This is a genomic window from Myroides sp. C6-3 (assembly GCF_050522425.1).
Taxonomy (GTDB): Bacteria; Bacteroidota; Bacteroidia; order Flavobacteriales; family Flavobacteriaceae; genus Flavobacterium.
On record NZ_JBMVQP010000049.1, the window covers coordinates 1 to 15932 of the forward strand.

A 15932-nucleotide genomic window follows, 5' to 3' on the forward strand; every position below is an offset into this window, starting at 1 on the left:
ATGGTGGGAGAGTATGTCGTCGCCCTTCTTTTGAAAAGCCTGATTACGTTAGTAGTCAGGCTTTTTTTTTGGTTATCAGTGATCTGTTATCAGTGATCTGTTATGAGGTATCGGTCAATTTTTCTGAAATAAGGAAGTGTTCTCTTGAAACGATAATCGCTACAACAAACAACGCACAAACCCGATCGCGCGGATTTAACTTGGTTCAATTCGGCTACTGCCTCGAGTGTAATCTGTGCGCTAAATTGTTTAGACTTAAAGCTCGTGTGTATAAATAAAGTCACGGAATGCAAATCCGCGACATCGGGATCCGTCACTCAACACCCGTCAATCACACTCGTCATGTCACCTCGACGTAGGAGAGGTCGCATCCGTCAATCACGCTCGTCAATCACGCTCGTCATGTCACCTCGACGTAGGAGAGGTCGCATCCGTCAATCACGTTCGTCATGTCACCTCGTCGTAGGAGAGGTCGCATCCGTCAATCACGCTCGTCACTCACGCTCGTCACTCAACACCCGTCACTCACGTTCGTCATGTCACCTCGACGTAGGAGAGGTCGCATCCGTCAATCACGTTCGTCATGTCACCTCGTCGTAGGAGCGGTCGCATCCGTCAATCACGTTCGTCAATCACGTTCGTCAATCACGTTCGTCAATCACGTTCGTCAATCACGTTCGTCATGTCACCTCGACGTAGGAGAGGTCGCACCCGTCAATCACGTTCGTCATGTCACCTCGACGTAGGAGAGGTCGCATCTGTCAATCACGCTCGTCAATCACGTTCGTCATGTCACCTCGACGTAGGAGAGGTCGCACCCGCCACTCACGCTCGTCAATCACGCTCGTCATGTCACCTCGTCGTAGGAGCGGTCGCATCCGTCAATCACGTTCGTCACTCACGCTCGTCAATCACGTTCGTCATGTCACCTCGACGTAGGAGAGGTCGCATCCGTCAATCACGTTCGTCATGTCACCTCGACGTAGGAGCGGTCGCACCCGTCAATCACGTTCGTCATGTCACCTCGACGTAGGAGAGGTCGCATCCCCTAAATCAAGTTTCGTTTATTGAGTTCTATGCAATAAGCTTAGTCAAGCTAAACAGAAAAAAGGACTTGTAGCTCGTGTGTATAAAAAAGTCACGGATTGCAAATCCGCGACATCGGTTTTTTTAGTTATCAGTGATCTGTTATGTGGTATCAGTAGATTGTCTAGAAATAGAAAGCCCTTTCTTTAGACGATAATCGCTACAACAAACAACAAACAACTCTCTTAGCACCTCTTCCGTTAACTCATTACTGATCTCTGATAACCGATAATTACGAATAATGTTTTTATTGTTTAATTTTCTTGCGTAATTCGTAATTTTTGCAATTTGTTCAGAATTTTGTTGTTTACAAATATTTAACTACCGAATAATATTCATTAAACATTAAATATTTCCGTATATTATTCTTTTGTGTTATCTTTGCAGGGTAAAACGATAAAACGATGGAATATAAGTTAGATGAAATTGATTTGAAGATTTTGCGCATGATGCAAGACAATGCTCGAATCAATAATTCTGAATTAGCTCGTGAGCTTGGGATGGCTCCTTCTGCAGTGCTTGAGCGCGTAAAGAAGTTAGAACATAAGGATGCTATTATAGCGTATCACGCAAGGGTTAATCCCAACGCGATTAATCAAAAGATGCTTTCGTTTATTTTTATTAAAGTGGATGAGATCATTGGAGACGAGAATACGGGTAAAGCTCTAGCTGAGATTCCAGAAGTTTTAGAAGTGCACGATATAGCAGGTGATGATGGATATATTGTTAAAGTGAGGACATCGGACTCAATTGCGCTTGTAAATTTAATGCGCAATTCCCTTTCAAAAATAGAAGGGATTATTTCAACACGAACAATCATCGTCTTGCAAACCGTAAAAGAAGATAACAAATTAATAATTCCTGATACATTAGAATAGTTATGAAAGCAGTAGCTACAAATCAAACAAATAATAAAGTAGTACTTGGTGCCTATTTAGTAGTGTACTTTGTATGGGGATCTACTTTCTTTTTTATTCATAAAGCATTAAGCGATTTCACGCCTTTTGTTTTGGGATCCTTGCGTTTTTTTGCTGCTAGTATGATTTTATTGACTTATTGTAAGATGAGAGGATATAAAATCTTTAATAAGCAGGTAGTAAAACAAGCGTGTATTACAGGGTTTTTACTGCTTTTTATTGATATGGGAGCCTTGATTTGGGCGGAGCAACACGTGTCTAGTGGTATCGCTGCTATTATGGCAGCCGCAGCAGCCTTGTGGTTTATTATTTTAGATAAAAAACAATGGAAGAGTAACTTCTCGAGTTTACCGATTGTTTTAGGTTTGATCTTAGGTTTTGTCGGAGTGATTATGTTGTTTGCAGAGCAAATTACGATAGCAGGTGATGAAAGCCAGCGTTTGTTGAATATTTTCTGTATGGTATTGTTGATTTTAGGTTCAATTGCTTGGACAGTAGGATCTCTATATTCTAAATATTCAAAGGCAAAGAACGAAGATAAAGGGGAAGATTTGCACGTGATGGTAAAAACATCTTGGCAAATGATCACAGCAGGTATTTTATTTACGATTGTAGCTTTGTTAAATGGCGAATTTGCACAATTCGATGTTTATGAAATATCAGCTTCTGGGTGGTTTTCATTGGTGTACTTGATTACATTTGGATCAATCTTAGCTTTTGGATCGTATATCTGGTTAATACAAAATAGACCAGTTACAGAAGTTAGTACGTATGCATACGTTAACCCTGTTGTGGCGGTAGCGTTGAGTTACTTCTTTACAGATGATATTATTACGAGTCTCCAAATTGGAGGTTTGGTGGTTGTCTTGTTAAGTGTGGGATTAATGAACTGGGATCTTTATAAAGACAGTAAATTTTTCAAAGGGTTTTCTAAAAAACGTCGAATGAACGCACACGATAAGGAACAACTCAATATGAGTAATTAATTCTTTTTTCATTATTATAAAATTGATTGAAGCTAACGGAGTGATTCGTTAGCTTTTTTTGTGTAATACTTTAGATTTGAGTCTCTTGATTAGAAAAAAGATTCAAATATATTTTTTAGATCTAAAAAATGTTGTACTTTTGCACAGCTTTTAGATCAGCGTTGTTTCCCTAAGAGTCAATGTATTATATATGTAAAACCACTTCTGTTCTTTGCTGCTGAGTAACGAAACAAAGTAAAACAGAATACAAATTTATTATCAGCACATGTCTGAAAACATCAAAACACAGGAAGAATTTTTAAATGATTTTAATTGGGATAACTATGAAAATGGTATCGACGCAGTAGATGCTGCTCAATTAAAAGAGTTTGAAAGCTTAGTAGACAAAACTTTTATTTCTACAGACGACGAGGAAGTAGTTGAGGGAGTTGTAGTGAGAATCACTGACAGAGACGCGATTGTAGATATCAATGCTAAGTCTGAAGGTGTTATTTCATTGAACGAATTCCGTTACAACCCGAACTTAAAAGTAGGTGATAAAGTTGAAGTATTAATCGACGTTAGAGAAGATAAATACGGACAATTAGTTTTATCTCACAGAAAAGCTCGTACAATCAAAGCTTGGGATAGAGTTATTGCTGCTCATGAGTCAGGTGAAATCGTTAATGGTTTCGTAAAATGTAGAACTAAAGGTGGTATGATCGTTGACGTATTCGGAATCGAAGCATTCTTACCAGGTTCTCAAATCGATGTTAAGCCTATCCGTGATTACGATCAGTACGTAAACAAAACAATGGAATTCAAAGTTGTTAAAATTAACCACGAATTCAAAAACGTTGTTGTATCTCACAAAGCGCTTATCGAAGCAGATATCGAAGTACAGAAAAAAGAAATTATCGGTCAATTACAAAAAGGTCAAGTGTTAGAAGGTGTTGTTAAAAACATCACTTCTTACGGAGTATTCATTGACTTAGGAGGTGTTGACGGATTAATCCATATTACAGATTTATCTTGGTCAAGAATCAACCACCCAAGCGAGGTGTTAGAGTTAGATCAAAAATTAAATGTTGTAATTTTAGATTTCGACGACGAGAAAACAAGAATTCAATTAGGTTTAAAACAACTTTACGCTCACCCTTGGGATGCTTTAGATGCTAACTTAAACGTTGGTGATAAAGTAAAAGGTAAAGTAGTTGTTTTAGCTGACTACGGTGCTTTCATCGAAGTTGCAGAAGGAGTTGAAGGTTTAATCCACGTTTCTGAAATGTCTTGGTCTACACACTTAAGATCAGCTCAAGATTTCGTAAAAGTTGGAGACGAGGTAGAGGCAGTTATCTTAACGCTTGATAGAGAAGAAAGAAAAATGTCTTTAGGTATTAAACAATTATCTCAAGATCCTTGGACTGATATCACAGCTAAATATCCTGTAGGATCTAAGCATTCAGGTATCGTTCGTAACTTTACTAACTTCGGTGTATTCGTAGAATTAGAAGAAGGAATTGATGGATTAATTTACATCTCTGACTTATCTTGGACGAAGAAAATCAAACACCCATCTGAGTTTGTAAACGTAGGTGATAAATTAGATGTTGTTGTATTAGAGTTAGACGTTGAAGGACGTAAATTATCTTTAGGACACAAACAAACAACAGCTAACCCTTGGGATAAATACGAAGATGCTTATGCAGTAGGTACGATCCACAATGGTGAAATTTCTGAATTAGTTGACAAAGGAGCTACAGTAGTATTCGAAGAAGACGTAGTAGCTTTCATTCCAACTCGTCACTTAGAAAAAGAAGACGGTAAGAAATTGAAAAAAGGTGATTCTGCTGAATTCAAAATTATTGAGTTCAACAAAGAATTCAAAAGAGTAGTAGCTTCTCACACTTCTATTTTCCGTGAAGAAGAGGAGAAAAATGTAAAATCTGCTGAGAATACAGTAAATGCTACAGAAAAAACTACTTTAGGAGATATCGATGCTCTTGCTGAATTAAAAGAAAGAATGGAAAAAGGAAACTAATCCTTTGTATCTATACAATCTTGAAAGCCCTAACATTTGTTGTTAGGGCTTTTTTTGTTTGATACGCTTTTTTATCTGTACTGAGTGTTATCTTTGTTCGCTATATCCAACTAGTAAAATGCCTAACTATGATTGAGCTAAAGCCATTAAGCAAAGAGGATGTTGTTCCATTTTTTTCCTGGTTAAATGATGAAGAAGTGATTCAATATTCGATGAGTCTGTTTCAGCGTTTAAATTCTTCAGAACAAATTAAAAAATGGTTCGACAGCTTGTTTGAGGAACAACAGACCTATAACATCGGAATATATTTAGCAAATACAAACCAACTGATCGGTTATGCGGGAATTAGTGGTATATCTGCCTTAAATAAGAGTGGTGAATATTTTATTTTTATTGGAGATAAAACCCAATGGGGAAAAGGAGTAGGAACCATGGTTACACAAAAGGTTGTGGCATATGGTTTCGAAACACTAAAACTCAATCGCATCATGTTGACCGTTTCACAGCCGAATATTGGCGGTGTCAAAGCGTATGAACGCGCAGGTTTTAAAGTAGAAGGCGTATTGAGAGAAGCTTGTTATCGAGATCAAGCTTTTCACGATAAAATAGTGATGTCCATGCTCAAAAGTGAATATGTTCCTATCCAGTGATATAAAAAAAGGAGATTCAATTGAATCTCCTTTTTTATAAGTAAATAACAGCTGTTATTTTGATGCGTTTTGAGCAGTCAGTTCAGCAATCTTAACGATTACTTCGGTTGCTTTAACCATACTTTCTACTGGTACATATTCGTATTTTCCGTGGAAGTTATGTCCACCTGCGAAAATGTTTGGACATGGTAATCCCATATATGATAATTGAGATCCATCCGTTCCACCGCGAATCGCTTTGATTAAAGGTTTAATACCTAAATCTTTCATCGCCTGTTCTGCTGTATCAACAATATGCATAACGGGTTCAACTTTTTGTTTCATGTTGAAGTACTGGTCTCCAATCTCACAAGAAACAATTGGTCCGCCGAATTTTTTGTTGTGTTTTTTGTTGAATTTCTTCGCTAATTTCTCAATGAATACTTTGCGTTGCTCGTATTTTTTTAAGTTGTGATCGCGAATGATTAATTCCACAACAGATTCTTCAATGCTTCCGCTTACCGTATGTACGTGGAAGAATCCTTCATATCCTGTTGTTTTTTGAGGTACTTCATCTTTTGGTAATTTATTGATGAATTTATTAGCCAACAAAATAGAGTTAATCATCTTTCCTTTTGCGTATCCTGGGTGAACACTTTTTCCAGAAAACGTCAATTTTGCATATCCCGCATTGAAGTTTTCGTATTCTAGTTCTCCAATTTGACTTCCGTCCATCGTATACGCCCATGCAGCACCGAACTTCTTAACATCAAATAAATGTGCACCACGACCAATCTCTTCATCTGGAGTAAATCCAATTCTAATTTTTCCGTGTTTGATTTCTGGATGTTGTACTAAGTACTCCATAGCAGATACAATCTCTGTAATTCCCGCTTTATCATCTGCTCCTAACAACGTAGTTCCGTCCGTAGTGATTAACGTCTGCCCTTTGTATTGTAAGAGATCTTTAAAGTAAGAAGGCGATAAAACGATGTTTTGTTCTTTATTTAAAATAATATCACCACCATCGTAGTTTGGTACAATTTGCGGTTTTACGTTTGCACCAGAAAAATCAGGTGAAGTATCAAAGTGAGCAATAAATCCAATAGTAGGTACTTCATGCTCTACATTGCTAGGCAAAGTAGCCATCACATATGCGTTCTCATCTATTGTTACGTCTTCTAGACCAATTTGTTTTAACTCTTCAACTAGTTTGTTTGCTAAATCCCATTGCTTTTCAGTACTAGGACAAGTTTGAGAAGAAGGATCAGACTCTGTATCAACAGTCACATAACTGATGAAACGATCAATAATATGTTGCATAGTATTAAATTTTATATCTAACAAAAGTATGAATTTATTAAATGAAAGCCTTATAATGTCTTGGCTTTTTCACGGGTTTAATTTTCAACTTGGTAAAGTTTGGAAATATTAGAATACCATTAGTAAACCAATTTTTCATTCGAATGGAATTAACCATAAGGGAGTATTGTCGTATCTTTGATTTTCAATTCAAAAATGACGAGCAATGAAGCATTTACTTTGTTTGTTTAGTTTGTTGTTTGTGCAGATCGCGGCAGCATTAAATCCAGTTAAGGAGTATGTTGATACCCCTGTTAATTCCAATTTTGACTATGAGGAAGTACAAATTGAAACTCCGGATAATTACACGCTAAATTCGTGGATTTTACATCCTAAAGAAGACAAGAAACTAGATCGAACGTTGGTTTTTGCGTATGGAGATGCTGGAAATATGTCTTACTGGTTGAGACAGGCAATCGAAGTGGTGAATCAAGGCTATACGGTTGTCTTGTTTGATTATCGCGGTTTTGGTGCGAGTGATCCTTTTGAAATTGAAGAAGATATGTTGTATTATGATGAGTTTGCAACTGATTTACAAGCGGTAGTTACTTATGTAAAACAAAAGTTTAGCACGAAGATTGGGGTATGGGCTATATCTACAGGAACTATCGCAGCTGTTTTTACGCACAATAAAACCTCTTATGATTATTTAATTGCCGACGGTTTCGTCGTTAGTCCTCAAACCATTGTGGATCGGTTAACGCATTTCTTAGAAAAAGAAACGCGATTGCCTGAAGGTGCAGTAGCATATGATAAGGCATTAAGTCGATTAACACTTCCCGTTTTGTTTATCGTCGGAGATCGAGACGGATTAACAACAGCCTATGATAGTAACCGCGTCAAACCACTAAATCCAAAAAGTGAAGTTGTCCTGTATAGAGGAGGTCATTTGCAAGGGTTTCAAGCGATGACTGATACCTATCACGGACAAGGTTATATCGAAGCGATGAATGCTTTCTATGTAAAAAACTTTGAAAAGTAATACATGATGATGGAACACAGACATTTTATCCTGTATAAACCACATGGCTATATCAGCCAATTTATTTATGAAAAGAAACGAACCAAAAAAAAGCTAGGTGAATTATTTGATTTTCCCGAAGGGACTATGGCTATTGGCCGGTTAGATGAGAATTCTGAGGGGCTATTATTGCTGACTACTGACGGAATGGTCAGTGAACAAGTGCGCAGTGAACACTATGAAAAGGAATATTATGCGCAAGTGGATGGGCAGATCACTTCAGAAGCTGTGGAACTATTGCGAAATGGAGTAGAAATAGGAGTGAAAGGAGAAAAGTACACCACTAAATCTTGCGAGGTAAGCAAGCTAGAAGAAGTTCCACCGTGGATCGGAGTTGGTAGACGTATACGCGATGAAAGACACGGACCAACCAGTTGGATTCGCCTTGTGTTGACGGAAGGGAAATTTCGACAGGTACGAAAAATGACTGCTAGTGTAGGTTTTCCAACCTTGCGATTAGTTCGCGTTAGAATTGGTTCTATCCATTTGGAAGGATTAGAAGTAGGAGAAGTAAAAGAAGTAACAACGTTGTAAAACTTAGTTTATGCATAGTAAAGCAAACGAAAATTACCAATTTCAAAAGATAGTAGCCATTGTAGGGGTACTCTTGTTTATTGTAAAATTAGTTGCGTGGTACATGACTCGATCTGTGGCTATCTTTACAGATGCTTTGGAGAGTGTGGTTAATGTAATTAGCGGTTTTATCGGATTGTATAGTCTCTATCTATCTGCTCAACCTCGAGATCGAAATCATCCTTATGGACATGGAAAGGTAGAGTTTATTTCCGCCACGATTGAAGGAGGTTTAATCATTATGGCAGGTATTGCTATTATTTTTGAAGGGGTGAGAAATAGCATCAATCCGCAACCCATTGGACAATTAGATTACGGAATTATCTTAGTCGCTTTTACCGCAGTAGTCAACTATGTACTCGGTTGGTATGCAATCAAAAAAGGAAAAAACAATAAGTCGTTAGCCTTGGTTGCTAGTGGAAAACACCTTCAGTCAGATACCTATTCTACTATTGGTATTATTTTAGGTCTACTCTTGTTGTACTTTACTAATTTACAATGGCTAGATAGTGCTGTTGCTTTGGTATTTGCAGGTATCATTATCGTAACTGGTTATAAAATTGTGCGTGGTGCTGTTTCGGGTATTATGGATGAAACAGATGAGGCGCTGCTCAAAGAAGTAGTTGATTATTTGGAGGAAAATAGAAAAGAAAATTGGATTGATTTACACAATATGAGAATTATTAAGTACGGAAGTGTTTTACATTTTGACTGTCATATGACAGTGCCGTGGTATTTCACAATTGTCGAAGGTCATAAAGAAGTTGAGCTTTTAGAAAAAGAAATTAGTGATCACTTTGGAGAAGATTTGGAGCTTTTTGTTCACATGGATGATTGTAAAACTTTTTCTTGTAACATTTGTAGTAAACAAGATTGTCCCTTTAGAAAGGAACCTTTTGTTAAACAAATTCAGTGGACCATAGAAAATGTTTCAAAAAACAAACGACATACGAGTACTACGGGGCAAGAATAAAGCGCTTGCTTTGTCGATCAAAGTGTAAGACATTATCGGGAAAGAAATGATCAAAAACACCGTTGGAAATCAAGTTTTCAATGGTGTTTTGCGTATAATAGCCCTGTTGAAGAACAATTCCTTCATCGGCAAATTGTAACGCTAGTTCAATATCATGGCTAGAGAATAAGATGGTTTTCTTTTCTTCTCTTGTTAGATGTTGTAGTAATTGGTAGATTTTTACTTTGTGATGCAGATCCAAATGGCTAGAAGGTTCGTCAAGAATAAGAATTGGAGTGTGTTGTGCAAGTGCACGGGCAATTAAAACGCGCTGTAGTTGTCCATCGCTCAAGTTTTGAAGGGGAGAATCAAGAATAGAAGAGATAGAAGTTAAATCAATGGCTTTGTCAATGTGGTAGAAATCTTCTTTAGTGAGGTTAGAAGACCAGTTGACGTGAGGAGTTCGACTAATTTGAAGCAATTCTGTAACACGCAAATTTGAGGCGGGAATACCACTAGTCAGCACTACGCTGATTTCCTTTGCCAGTGCAGGAGGAGAATAGTGTGCTAAGGGAGTTCCCTTTAACAAAATACTTCCGCTTAAAGGTGGTAGATGCCCACATAAAGTGCGGATTAAAGTAGATTTTCCAATGCCATTTATACCTAATAAGGCCGTCAACGTTTGCGGTTGCAGATGTAGTGTTACTTGTTCTTGAATGAGGTTGAGTTGTTTCTTACCCAATGCATAACCAATTGCTAACTCTTTTGTCTGTAACATACTATTGTTTTTAGTAGACGAAATACGGAGATATTCGCGTCTTTTTTTTAAAAAATGATTCGGCTTCAAAAAGGTAAAGATACTTATTAGATTCGTTTGATAATAACATAGAGTACGGCAAATAAGTTTTATATTTGTTCCATAATAAATTTAGATTGTCGAAATAATGAAACCGAACACACAACAACTAACGGAGTTAACTACACAAGTAAGAAGAGACATTCTCAGAATGGTACATGCGGTGAATTCTGGACATCCAGGAGGTTCATTAGGGTGTGCTGAATACCTAGTGTCTTTATATCAGTCGATCATGGATCGCAAAGAAGTATTTTCAATGGACGGAGCAGGTGAAGATCTATTCTTCTTATCCAATGGACATATTTCTCCTGTATTCTACAGCGTATTAGCCCGTAGTGGATATTTTCCGGTAGCAGAATTAGCTACATTCAGAAAGTTAAACACTAGATTACAAGGACATCCATGTACACATGATAAATTGCCAGGTGTACGCATGGCTTCTGGATCTTTAGGACAAGGGTTATCTGTGGGAATTGGAGCGGCTCAAGCAAAGAAATTAAACCAAGATGATCATTTAGTTTACGTTCTTTTAGGTGATGGTGAACTTCAAGAAGGTCAAAATTGGGAAGCAATGATGTACGCTTCAGCAAATAAAGTAGATAACTTAATTGCGACAGTAGATTTAAACGGTAAGCAAATTGATGGACCAACAGATGTTGTTTTGAATTTAGGTTCGATGAAAGCTAAATTTGAAGCATTTGACTGGACTGTAATCGAAATCAAAGAAGGAAATTCAATAGACGCTATTCTAAAGGGATACGAGCAAGCTAAAGCTTTAACGAAACAAGGAAAACCTGTTTGTGTATTGTTGTACACAGAAATGGGGAATGGAGTAGATTTTATGATGGGAACTCATGCATGGCATGGAAAGGCACCAAATGATGCTCAGTTAGAAGAAGCGCTAAAACAAAATCCAGAAACTTCATTTGGAGATTATTAATCTATTGACTTTAGAATTATCATGAAAAAATATACAAATACAGGAAGTAAAGATACGCGTTCAGGTTTTGGAGCTGGACTTACAGAATTAGGACAAAAAAATGAAAACGTAGTCGCTTTATGTGCTGACTTGATCGGTTCATTGAAAATGGACGATTTTAAAAAGAATCATCCAGAGCGTTTCTTTCAAATAGGAATTGCAGAAGCGAATATGATAGGGATTGCAGCTGGTATGACGATCGGTGGAAAAATTCCATTTACAGGTACTTTTGCTAACTTCTCAACAGGTCGTGTATATGACCAGATCCGTCAATCTGTTGCTTATTCAGAGAAAAATGTAAAAATTTGTGCTTCACACGCAGGATTGACACTTGGAGAAGATGGAGCAACACATCAAATTTTAGAAGATATCGGTTTGATGAAAATGTTGCCTGGTATGACGGTAATCAATACTTGTGATTACAACCAAACGAAAGCAGCAACATTGGCTATTGCGGACTATGAAGGGCCTGTTTACTTGCGTTTTGGACGTCCTGTAGTGCCTAACTTTATGCCAGAGAATGAAAAGTTCGAAATCGGAAAAGCAGTTCTTTTACAAGAAGGAAAAGATGTAACGATTCTCGCAACAGGTCATTTAGTGTGGGAAGCATTATTGGCTGCCGAAACACTAGAAGAGAAAGGAATTTCAGCAGAAGTAATCAACATTCATACCATTAAACCGTTAGATGAAGAGGCTATTTTGCGTTCTGTGGCTAAAACAGGGTGTGTAGTTACCGCAGAAGAGCACAACTTCTTAGGAGGTTTAGGAGAGAGCGTTGCACGTGTACTTGCTTTACATAGTCCACTGCCACAGGAATTCGTTGCTGTACAAGACACGTTCGGTGAATCAGGTACTCCAGATGAATTAATGGAAAAATATGGTTTAAAAGCAGCTAATATTGTTGAAAAAGCGGAGTTGGCAATCAACAGAAAGTTTAAGAGATAGTAGTAGATCTATAGAAAAAAAAGGAGAGCTAGCTCTCCTTTTTTTTGTGGTTATTTGAGGGTAACGCATAAAAAAAGCAGTAATTAATTACTGCTTTTTTTATGCGATTCAGAGCTAAATCTCTGTTTTATTTGTTAGGCCAAACCCATTCACCATCTACCATGTAAGGTTTACATGTGTTATCAAGGTAGCGCGGTGTTCCTGTACATGTTTTTAGTTCAGGAGCATCGTATTTATAATGCTTGATTTTGCCATTAGCGTCTTTATACTGTAATTCAATTAGCGTTGGTACACCATCTCCGTCGTCATCAATATCCAAGAAATTAGGTACTGCATCACTGTTTGTGTCTAAATCAAAATAATCGTGAATGCTTAGTTCTGTGCCAATCTTTTCGGGTTTTACCTCGTATTTAGACGGAATACCATCTAGGTCGTGATCTCTTTCGAAGGTGCTAATTAGGGTTAAATCTGAAATAAAAGGTTCATAAGCTTTCAATTTATCATAACCTGAATTAAATTGTCCGATTCCTGAAGGAAGAAAAACAAGGATGCGTCCGGCAGTCGTTTCGTCATATGAAATGGTTCCGTCGGGATTAATTCCTGAATTCAATGCCGTTTTGATGAATTTTAGCATTTGGCGTTCTCCTGTGTGCAGGCGCAAGGGAGAAGGTGCTATTCCTTTTAACTCAGCTACAGTGTGTGGAAATGAATAGAATCCACCAGTTGTTGGATGATTTGCAGATGTAATGCGTTGATTCTTTAAATTGAAACTCGTTCGCTTAACGTAGATCGAGTCAACAGGTGAACTCTTTTGTCCTTGTCCTTCGTTGAGAAGCATGTAGTATACTTTGTACTTAACTGTATCCGCAGATTTTGAATATTTGTAGACTACTTTTGTGCGATCATAAGGGTCCTGTAAAGCAAATGCAGCATAATCCTCATTGGAAACAACAATAGAATCTAAACGGCTATCGTAAAAAATAGCTTTTTCATTGGTGTGATTGGAGCTAGTAAGACTGTCAAAAGTAATGACGCCATTGCGCTCAATCATATAGTTGTTTTTTAAATACTTAATGATGGAATCTCTGTTTTTTACATATACTTCTTTAGAATCCTTGATAGGTTCCGGCTTGAAATCGTCAGAATTATCACTTTTATTACAGCTAATGCCTGTAATAGTAAGAGTTAGGATCCCTAAAATAGAAAATAGTCTATTCATTATTTTTGAGTTATTTTAGTAGTGCAAGATACAATTTTACTTTATTTTTGTCTTGATTAATGAAGAATTTTAATATTTAATTATGCGTATTGACAAATACTTGTGGTGTGTACGGTATTACAAAACTAGAAACATAGCAACAGAAGCGTGTAAAAAAGGGCATATTACAGTGAATGGACAAACCGTAAAGCCTTCACGTGAGGTTTTTCCTACGGATAAAATCACGCTGAGAAGGGATCAGATTGTTTATAAATTGACGGTTTTAGATGTGCCTCAAAGTAGAGTAGGGGCAAAGCTCGTGGATATTTATCGCAAGGATGAAACACCTGCTGAAGCTTTTGAACATTTAGAGCTATTGCGTCAAACGAAGGAATATTATCGCGCGAAAGGGACGGGAAGACCAACGAAGAAGGATCGACGCGACATAGATGGATACCTTGATAACGACGAGTATGACGAAGATATTGAATAAGAAATACTGGGAGGATCGCTATAACAAACAAGAGGCTACTTGGAATGCAAAGGCCATTACAACGCCTTTAAAAGCGTATATCGATCAACTCACTATGCTGGATGCTCACATTCTCGTTCCAGGTCTTGGACATGGACATGAGTTATTGTATTTGCATCGCCAGGGATTTAGCCAAAGCGTTGGTTTGGATTTTACAGCTGTAGCCTTTGAAGAAACAGCAAAAGTACACGCGGATTTTCCCGTAAATCACGTTGTTATTGGAGATTTCTTCGAACATAGGGGGAGGTATGACTTAATTTTGGAACAGACGTTTTTTTGCTCTCTTCCTGTCGATAAAAGAAAAGCCTATGTAAAACAGATGCATGCGCTATTACAACCCCATGGGAAATTAGTAGGTGTGTTGTTTGATGCTGTTTTCGAGCAGGATACACCGCCGTTTGGAGGGAATGAACAAACATACAGGCAACTGTTTGAACCGTATTTTACCATCGAGGTGATGGAACGTGCCTATAATTCAATTAAACCAAGGCAAAACAGAGAATTGTTTATTATACTAAAGAAAAAGATATGACTAAAAAAATCATTTTAAATAAAGAACAAATAGGGTTTAAAACCAAACGCATAGCGTATCAGATTTATGAAACATTTTCTGAAGAGCAAGAAATCGTCATTGCGGGAGTCGCTAACAGCGGTTTTACCTTTGCACAAAAAATAGCGAAAGTGTTAGGTGAAATAGCAGAGATCGATGTCAAGTTATGCGAAGTCCAAATTGACAAGGCTAATCCAATTAACCCGATCCGCACTTCACTTACCCCAGACGAGTATACTGGTAAAGCTATTGTTTTGGTTGATGATGTACTAAATTCGGGTGCAACACTAATTTACGGGGTAAAACACTTTTTAGATGTACCTGTAAAGAAAATGAAAACAGCAGTGTTAATTGATAGAAACCACAAAACGTATCCTATTAAAGCGGATTATAAAGGATTGTCTTTATCTACTTCGCTCTTAGAGCATATTCAGGTTGTTTTTACCGAAGAGGACGAATACGCGTATTTGAGTTAGTAAGAGAGCGCTGTTCGAATTTCATCTACAATTTGATCAATCGATTTGTCATCTACAGCAATCACGTGTTTGGCTTGATAGTAAAAATAACTGCGGTCAAAGAGGTGTTTGGCTATAAAAGTTTCAAGAGTATCTTCTGTGTTGGTTAGCAACACTGGACGATGCTCTTTTTCTTTTTCCAATCGTTCGGTTAATGTAGAGATAGACGCTTTGAGGTAGAAGGATTGTACGTGTTCGAGTTGAAGTATTTCGTGATTGTTGGCGTAACAAGGAGTTCCTCCACCCAAACTGATAATCGCTTGTTCATCTTTATTGATCAGTTGATGTAAAAGCTGATGTTCTAGTTTTCTAAAAAACACTTCCCCTCTTGTTGAAAAAATAGTACTGATTTTTTGTTGTTGTTGCTTTTCGATTTCAAGATCCAGATCGTAGCAAGGAAGACGGAGTTCTTGTGCCAATTGTTGCGCGATTGTCGATTTTCCAGCGCCCATATAACCTAAAATAATAATTTTTTCCATAAAATAAGGGGTTGTAAAATAGTGAGTTATGCAAAAATACCCTGTTTTTTAGGGATGTTGCTGACAAAAATAAAACAAAAACATGATGTTTTTTAAAAAAAACATTCTATATTTGCACCCGCAATCAGGAATTGATTAGACTCGATAGCTCAGTTGGTAGAGCACAACACTTTTAATGTTGGGGTCCTGGGTTCGAGCCCCAGTCGGGTCACAAAAACTTTTTATAAAATACATCGCAATTCAATGGATTGTAATGACTCGATAGCTCAGTTGGTAGAGCACAACACTTTTAATGTTGGGGTCCTGGGTTCGAGCCCCAGTCGGGTCACAAA

The 15932-nt window shown here is 37.6% G+C and carries 16 protein-coding genes and 2 tRNA genes; 14 read left to right on the forward strand and 4 right to left on the reverse strand.

Annotated features, from left to right (window positions below):
- Positions 1 to 1490: 1490 nt before the first annotated feature.
- The 4 genes from ACPDG9_RS15010 to ACPDG9_RS15025 all read left to right on the forward strand — a co-directional run bounded on the left by ACPDG9_RS15010 (position 1491) and on the right by ACPDG9_RS15025 (position 5659).
- A complete protein-coding gene (locus ACPDG9_RS15010) occupies positions 1491 to 1964 on the forward strand; it encodes an Lrp/AsnC family transcriptional regulator (protein ID WP_430528534.1) in 474 nt (157 codons plus the stop codon).
- Positions 1965 to 1966: 2 nt separating this feature from the next.
- A complete protein-coding gene (locus ACPDG9_RS15015; RefSeq protein WP_430528535.1) occupies positions 1967 to 2989 on the forward strand; it encodes an EamA family transporter in 1023 nt (340 codons plus the stop codon).
- A gap of 265 nt (positions 2990 to 3254) precedes the next feature.
- A complete protein-coding gene (gene rpsA, locus ACPDG9_RS15020; RefSeq protein WP_430528536.1) occupies positions 3255 to 5009 on the forward strand; it encodes a 30S ribosomal protein S1 in 1755 nt (584 codons plus the stop codon).
- 128 nt (positions 5010 to 5137) lie between these two features.
- On the forward strand, positions 5138 to 5659 hold the full coding sequence (locus ACPDG9_RS15025) for a GNAT family N-acetyltransferase (RefSeq protein ID WP_430528537.1): 522 nt from the start codon (positions 5138 to 5140) through the stop codon (positions 5657 to 5659).
- Between the two features lie 54 nt (positions 5660 to 5713).
- Here ACPDG9_RS15025 and pepT read toward each other — a convergent pair whose 3' ends face one another.
- Positions 5714 to 6961, reverse strand: a complete 1248-nt coding sequence (gene pepT, locus ACPDG9_RS15030; protein WP_430528538.1) for a peptidase T — start codon at positions 6959 to 6961, stop codon at positions 5714 to 5716.
- A gap of 205 nt (positions 6962 to 7166) precedes the next feature.
- On the opposite strand from pepT, the gene ACPDG9_RS15035 reads away from it, so the two are divergent.
- The 3 genes from ACPDG9_RS15035 to ACPDG9_RS15045 are packed head-to-tail and all read left to right on the forward strand — an operon-like array spanning position 7167 to position 9567.
- A complete protein-coding gene (locus tag ACPDG9_RS15035) occupies positions 7167 to 7982 on the forward strand; it encodes an alpha/beta hydrolase (protein WP_430528539.1) in 816 nt (271 codons plus the stop codon).
- A 3-nt stretch (positions 7983 to 7985) separates the two neighbouring features.
- Positions 7986 to 8555, forward strand: a complete 570-nt coding sequence (locus ACPDG9_RS15040) for a pseudouridine synthase (protein ID WP_430528540.1) — start codon at positions 7986 to 7988, stop codon at positions 8553 to 8555.
- A 10-nt stretch (positions 8556 to 8565) separates the two neighbouring features.
- A complete protein-coding gene (locus tag ACPDG9_RS15045; protein WP_430528541.1) occupies positions 8566 to 9567 on the forward strand; it encodes a cation diffusion facilitator family transporter in 1002 nt (333 codons plus the stop codon).
- Here the strand turns inward: ACPDG9_RS15045 and ACPDG9_RS15050 are convergent.
- The gene (locus tag ACPDG9_RS15050) at positions 9551 to 10324 is read right to left on the reverse strand and encodes an ABC transporter ATP-binding protein (RefSeq protein ID WP_430528542.1); all 774 of its coding nucleotides are present in this window, start codon (positions 10322 to 10324) and stop codon (positions 9551 to 9553) included. The two genes, ACPDG9_RS15045 and ACPDG9_RS15050, sit on opposite strands and share 17 nt — an antisense overlap.
- 166 nt (positions 10325 to 10490) lie before the next feature.
- Here ACPDG9_RS15050 and ACPDG9_RS15055 point away from each other — a divergent pair, with 166 nt between their 5' ends.
- Positions 10491 to 11342 carry a transketolase gene (locus ACPDG9_RS15055; protein WP_430528543.1) on the forward strand — a complete coding sequence of 284 codons (852 nt, stop codon included), beginning with the start codon at positions 10491 to 10493 and terminating at the stop codon, positions 11340 to 11342.
- 21 nt (positions 11343 to 11363) lie between these two features.
- The gene (locus ACPDG9_RS15060; protein ID WP_430528544.1) at positions 11364 to 12326 is read left to right on the forward strand and encodes a transketolase family protein; all 963 of its coding nucleotides are present in this window, start codon (positions 11364 to 11366) and stop codon (positions 12324 to 12326) included.
- A 127-nt stretch (positions 12327 to 12453) separates the two neighbouring features.
- On the opposite strand, the gene ACPDG9_RS15065 is transcribed toward ACPDG9_RS15060, so the two are convergent.
- Positions 12454 to 13545: a hypothetical protein gene (locus tag ACPDG9_RS15065; protein ID WP_430528545.1), complete on the reverse strand. Its 1092-nt coding sequence runs from the start codon at positions 13543 to 13545 to the stop codon at positions 12454 to 12456.
- Between the two features lie 82 nt (positions 13546 to 13627).
- Here ACPDG9_RS15065 and ACPDG9_RS15070 point away from each other — a divergent pair, with 82 nt between their 5' ends.
- The 3 genes from ACPDG9_RS15070 to ACPDG9_RS15080 are packed head-to-tail and all read left to right on the forward strand — an operon-like array spanning position 13628 to position 15082.
- Positions 13628 to 14017 carry an RNA-binding S4 domain-containing protein gene (locus tag ACPDG9_RS15070; RefSeq protein ID WP_430528546.1) on the forward strand — a complete coding sequence of 130 codons (390 nt, stop codon included), beginning with the start codon at positions 13628 to 13630 and terminating at the stop codon, positions 14015 to 14017.
- Entirely contained in the window at positions 13998 to 14588 is a 591-nt protein-coding gene (locus tag ACPDG9_RS15075; protein ID WP_430528547.1) for a methyltransferase domain-containing protein, read from the forward strand. The genes ACPDG9_RS15070 and ACPDG9_RS15075 overlap by 20 nt, the downstream gene beginning before the upstream one ends.
- Positions 14585 to 15082: a phosphoribosyltransferase family protein gene (locus ACPDG9_RS15080; RefSeq protein WP_430528548.1), complete on the forward strand. Its 498-nt coding sequence runs from the start codon at positions 14585 to 14587 to the stop codon at positions 15080 to 15082. The genes ACPDG9_RS15075 and ACPDG9_RS15080 overlap by 4 nt, the downstream gene beginning before the upstream one ends.
- On the opposite strand, the gene ACPDG9_RS15085 is transcribed toward ACPDG9_RS15080, so the two are convergent.
- The gene (locus tag ACPDG9_RS15085; protein WP_430528549.1) at positions 15079 to 15600 is read right to left on the reverse strand and encodes a shikimate kinase; all 522 of its coding nucleotides are present in this window, start codon (positions 15598 to 15600) and stop codon (positions 15079 to 15081) included. The genes ACPDG9_RS15080 and ACPDG9_RS15085 overlap by 4 nt on opposite strands.
- A gap of 138 nt (positions 15601 to 15738) precedes the next feature.
- Here ACPDG9_RS15085 and ACPDG9_RS15090 point away from each other — a divergent pair.
- Together ACPDG9_RS15090 and ACPDG9_RS15095 are read left to right on the forward strand one after the other, a co-directional pair.
- Positions 15739 to 15811 (forward strand) — tRNA-Lys (locus ACPDG9_RS15090).
- 44 nt (positions 15812 to 15855) lie between these two features.
- Positions 15856 to 15928, forward strand: a tRNA-Lys gene (locus ACPDG9_RS15095).
- Positions 15929 to 15932 lie beyond the last annotated feature (4 nt).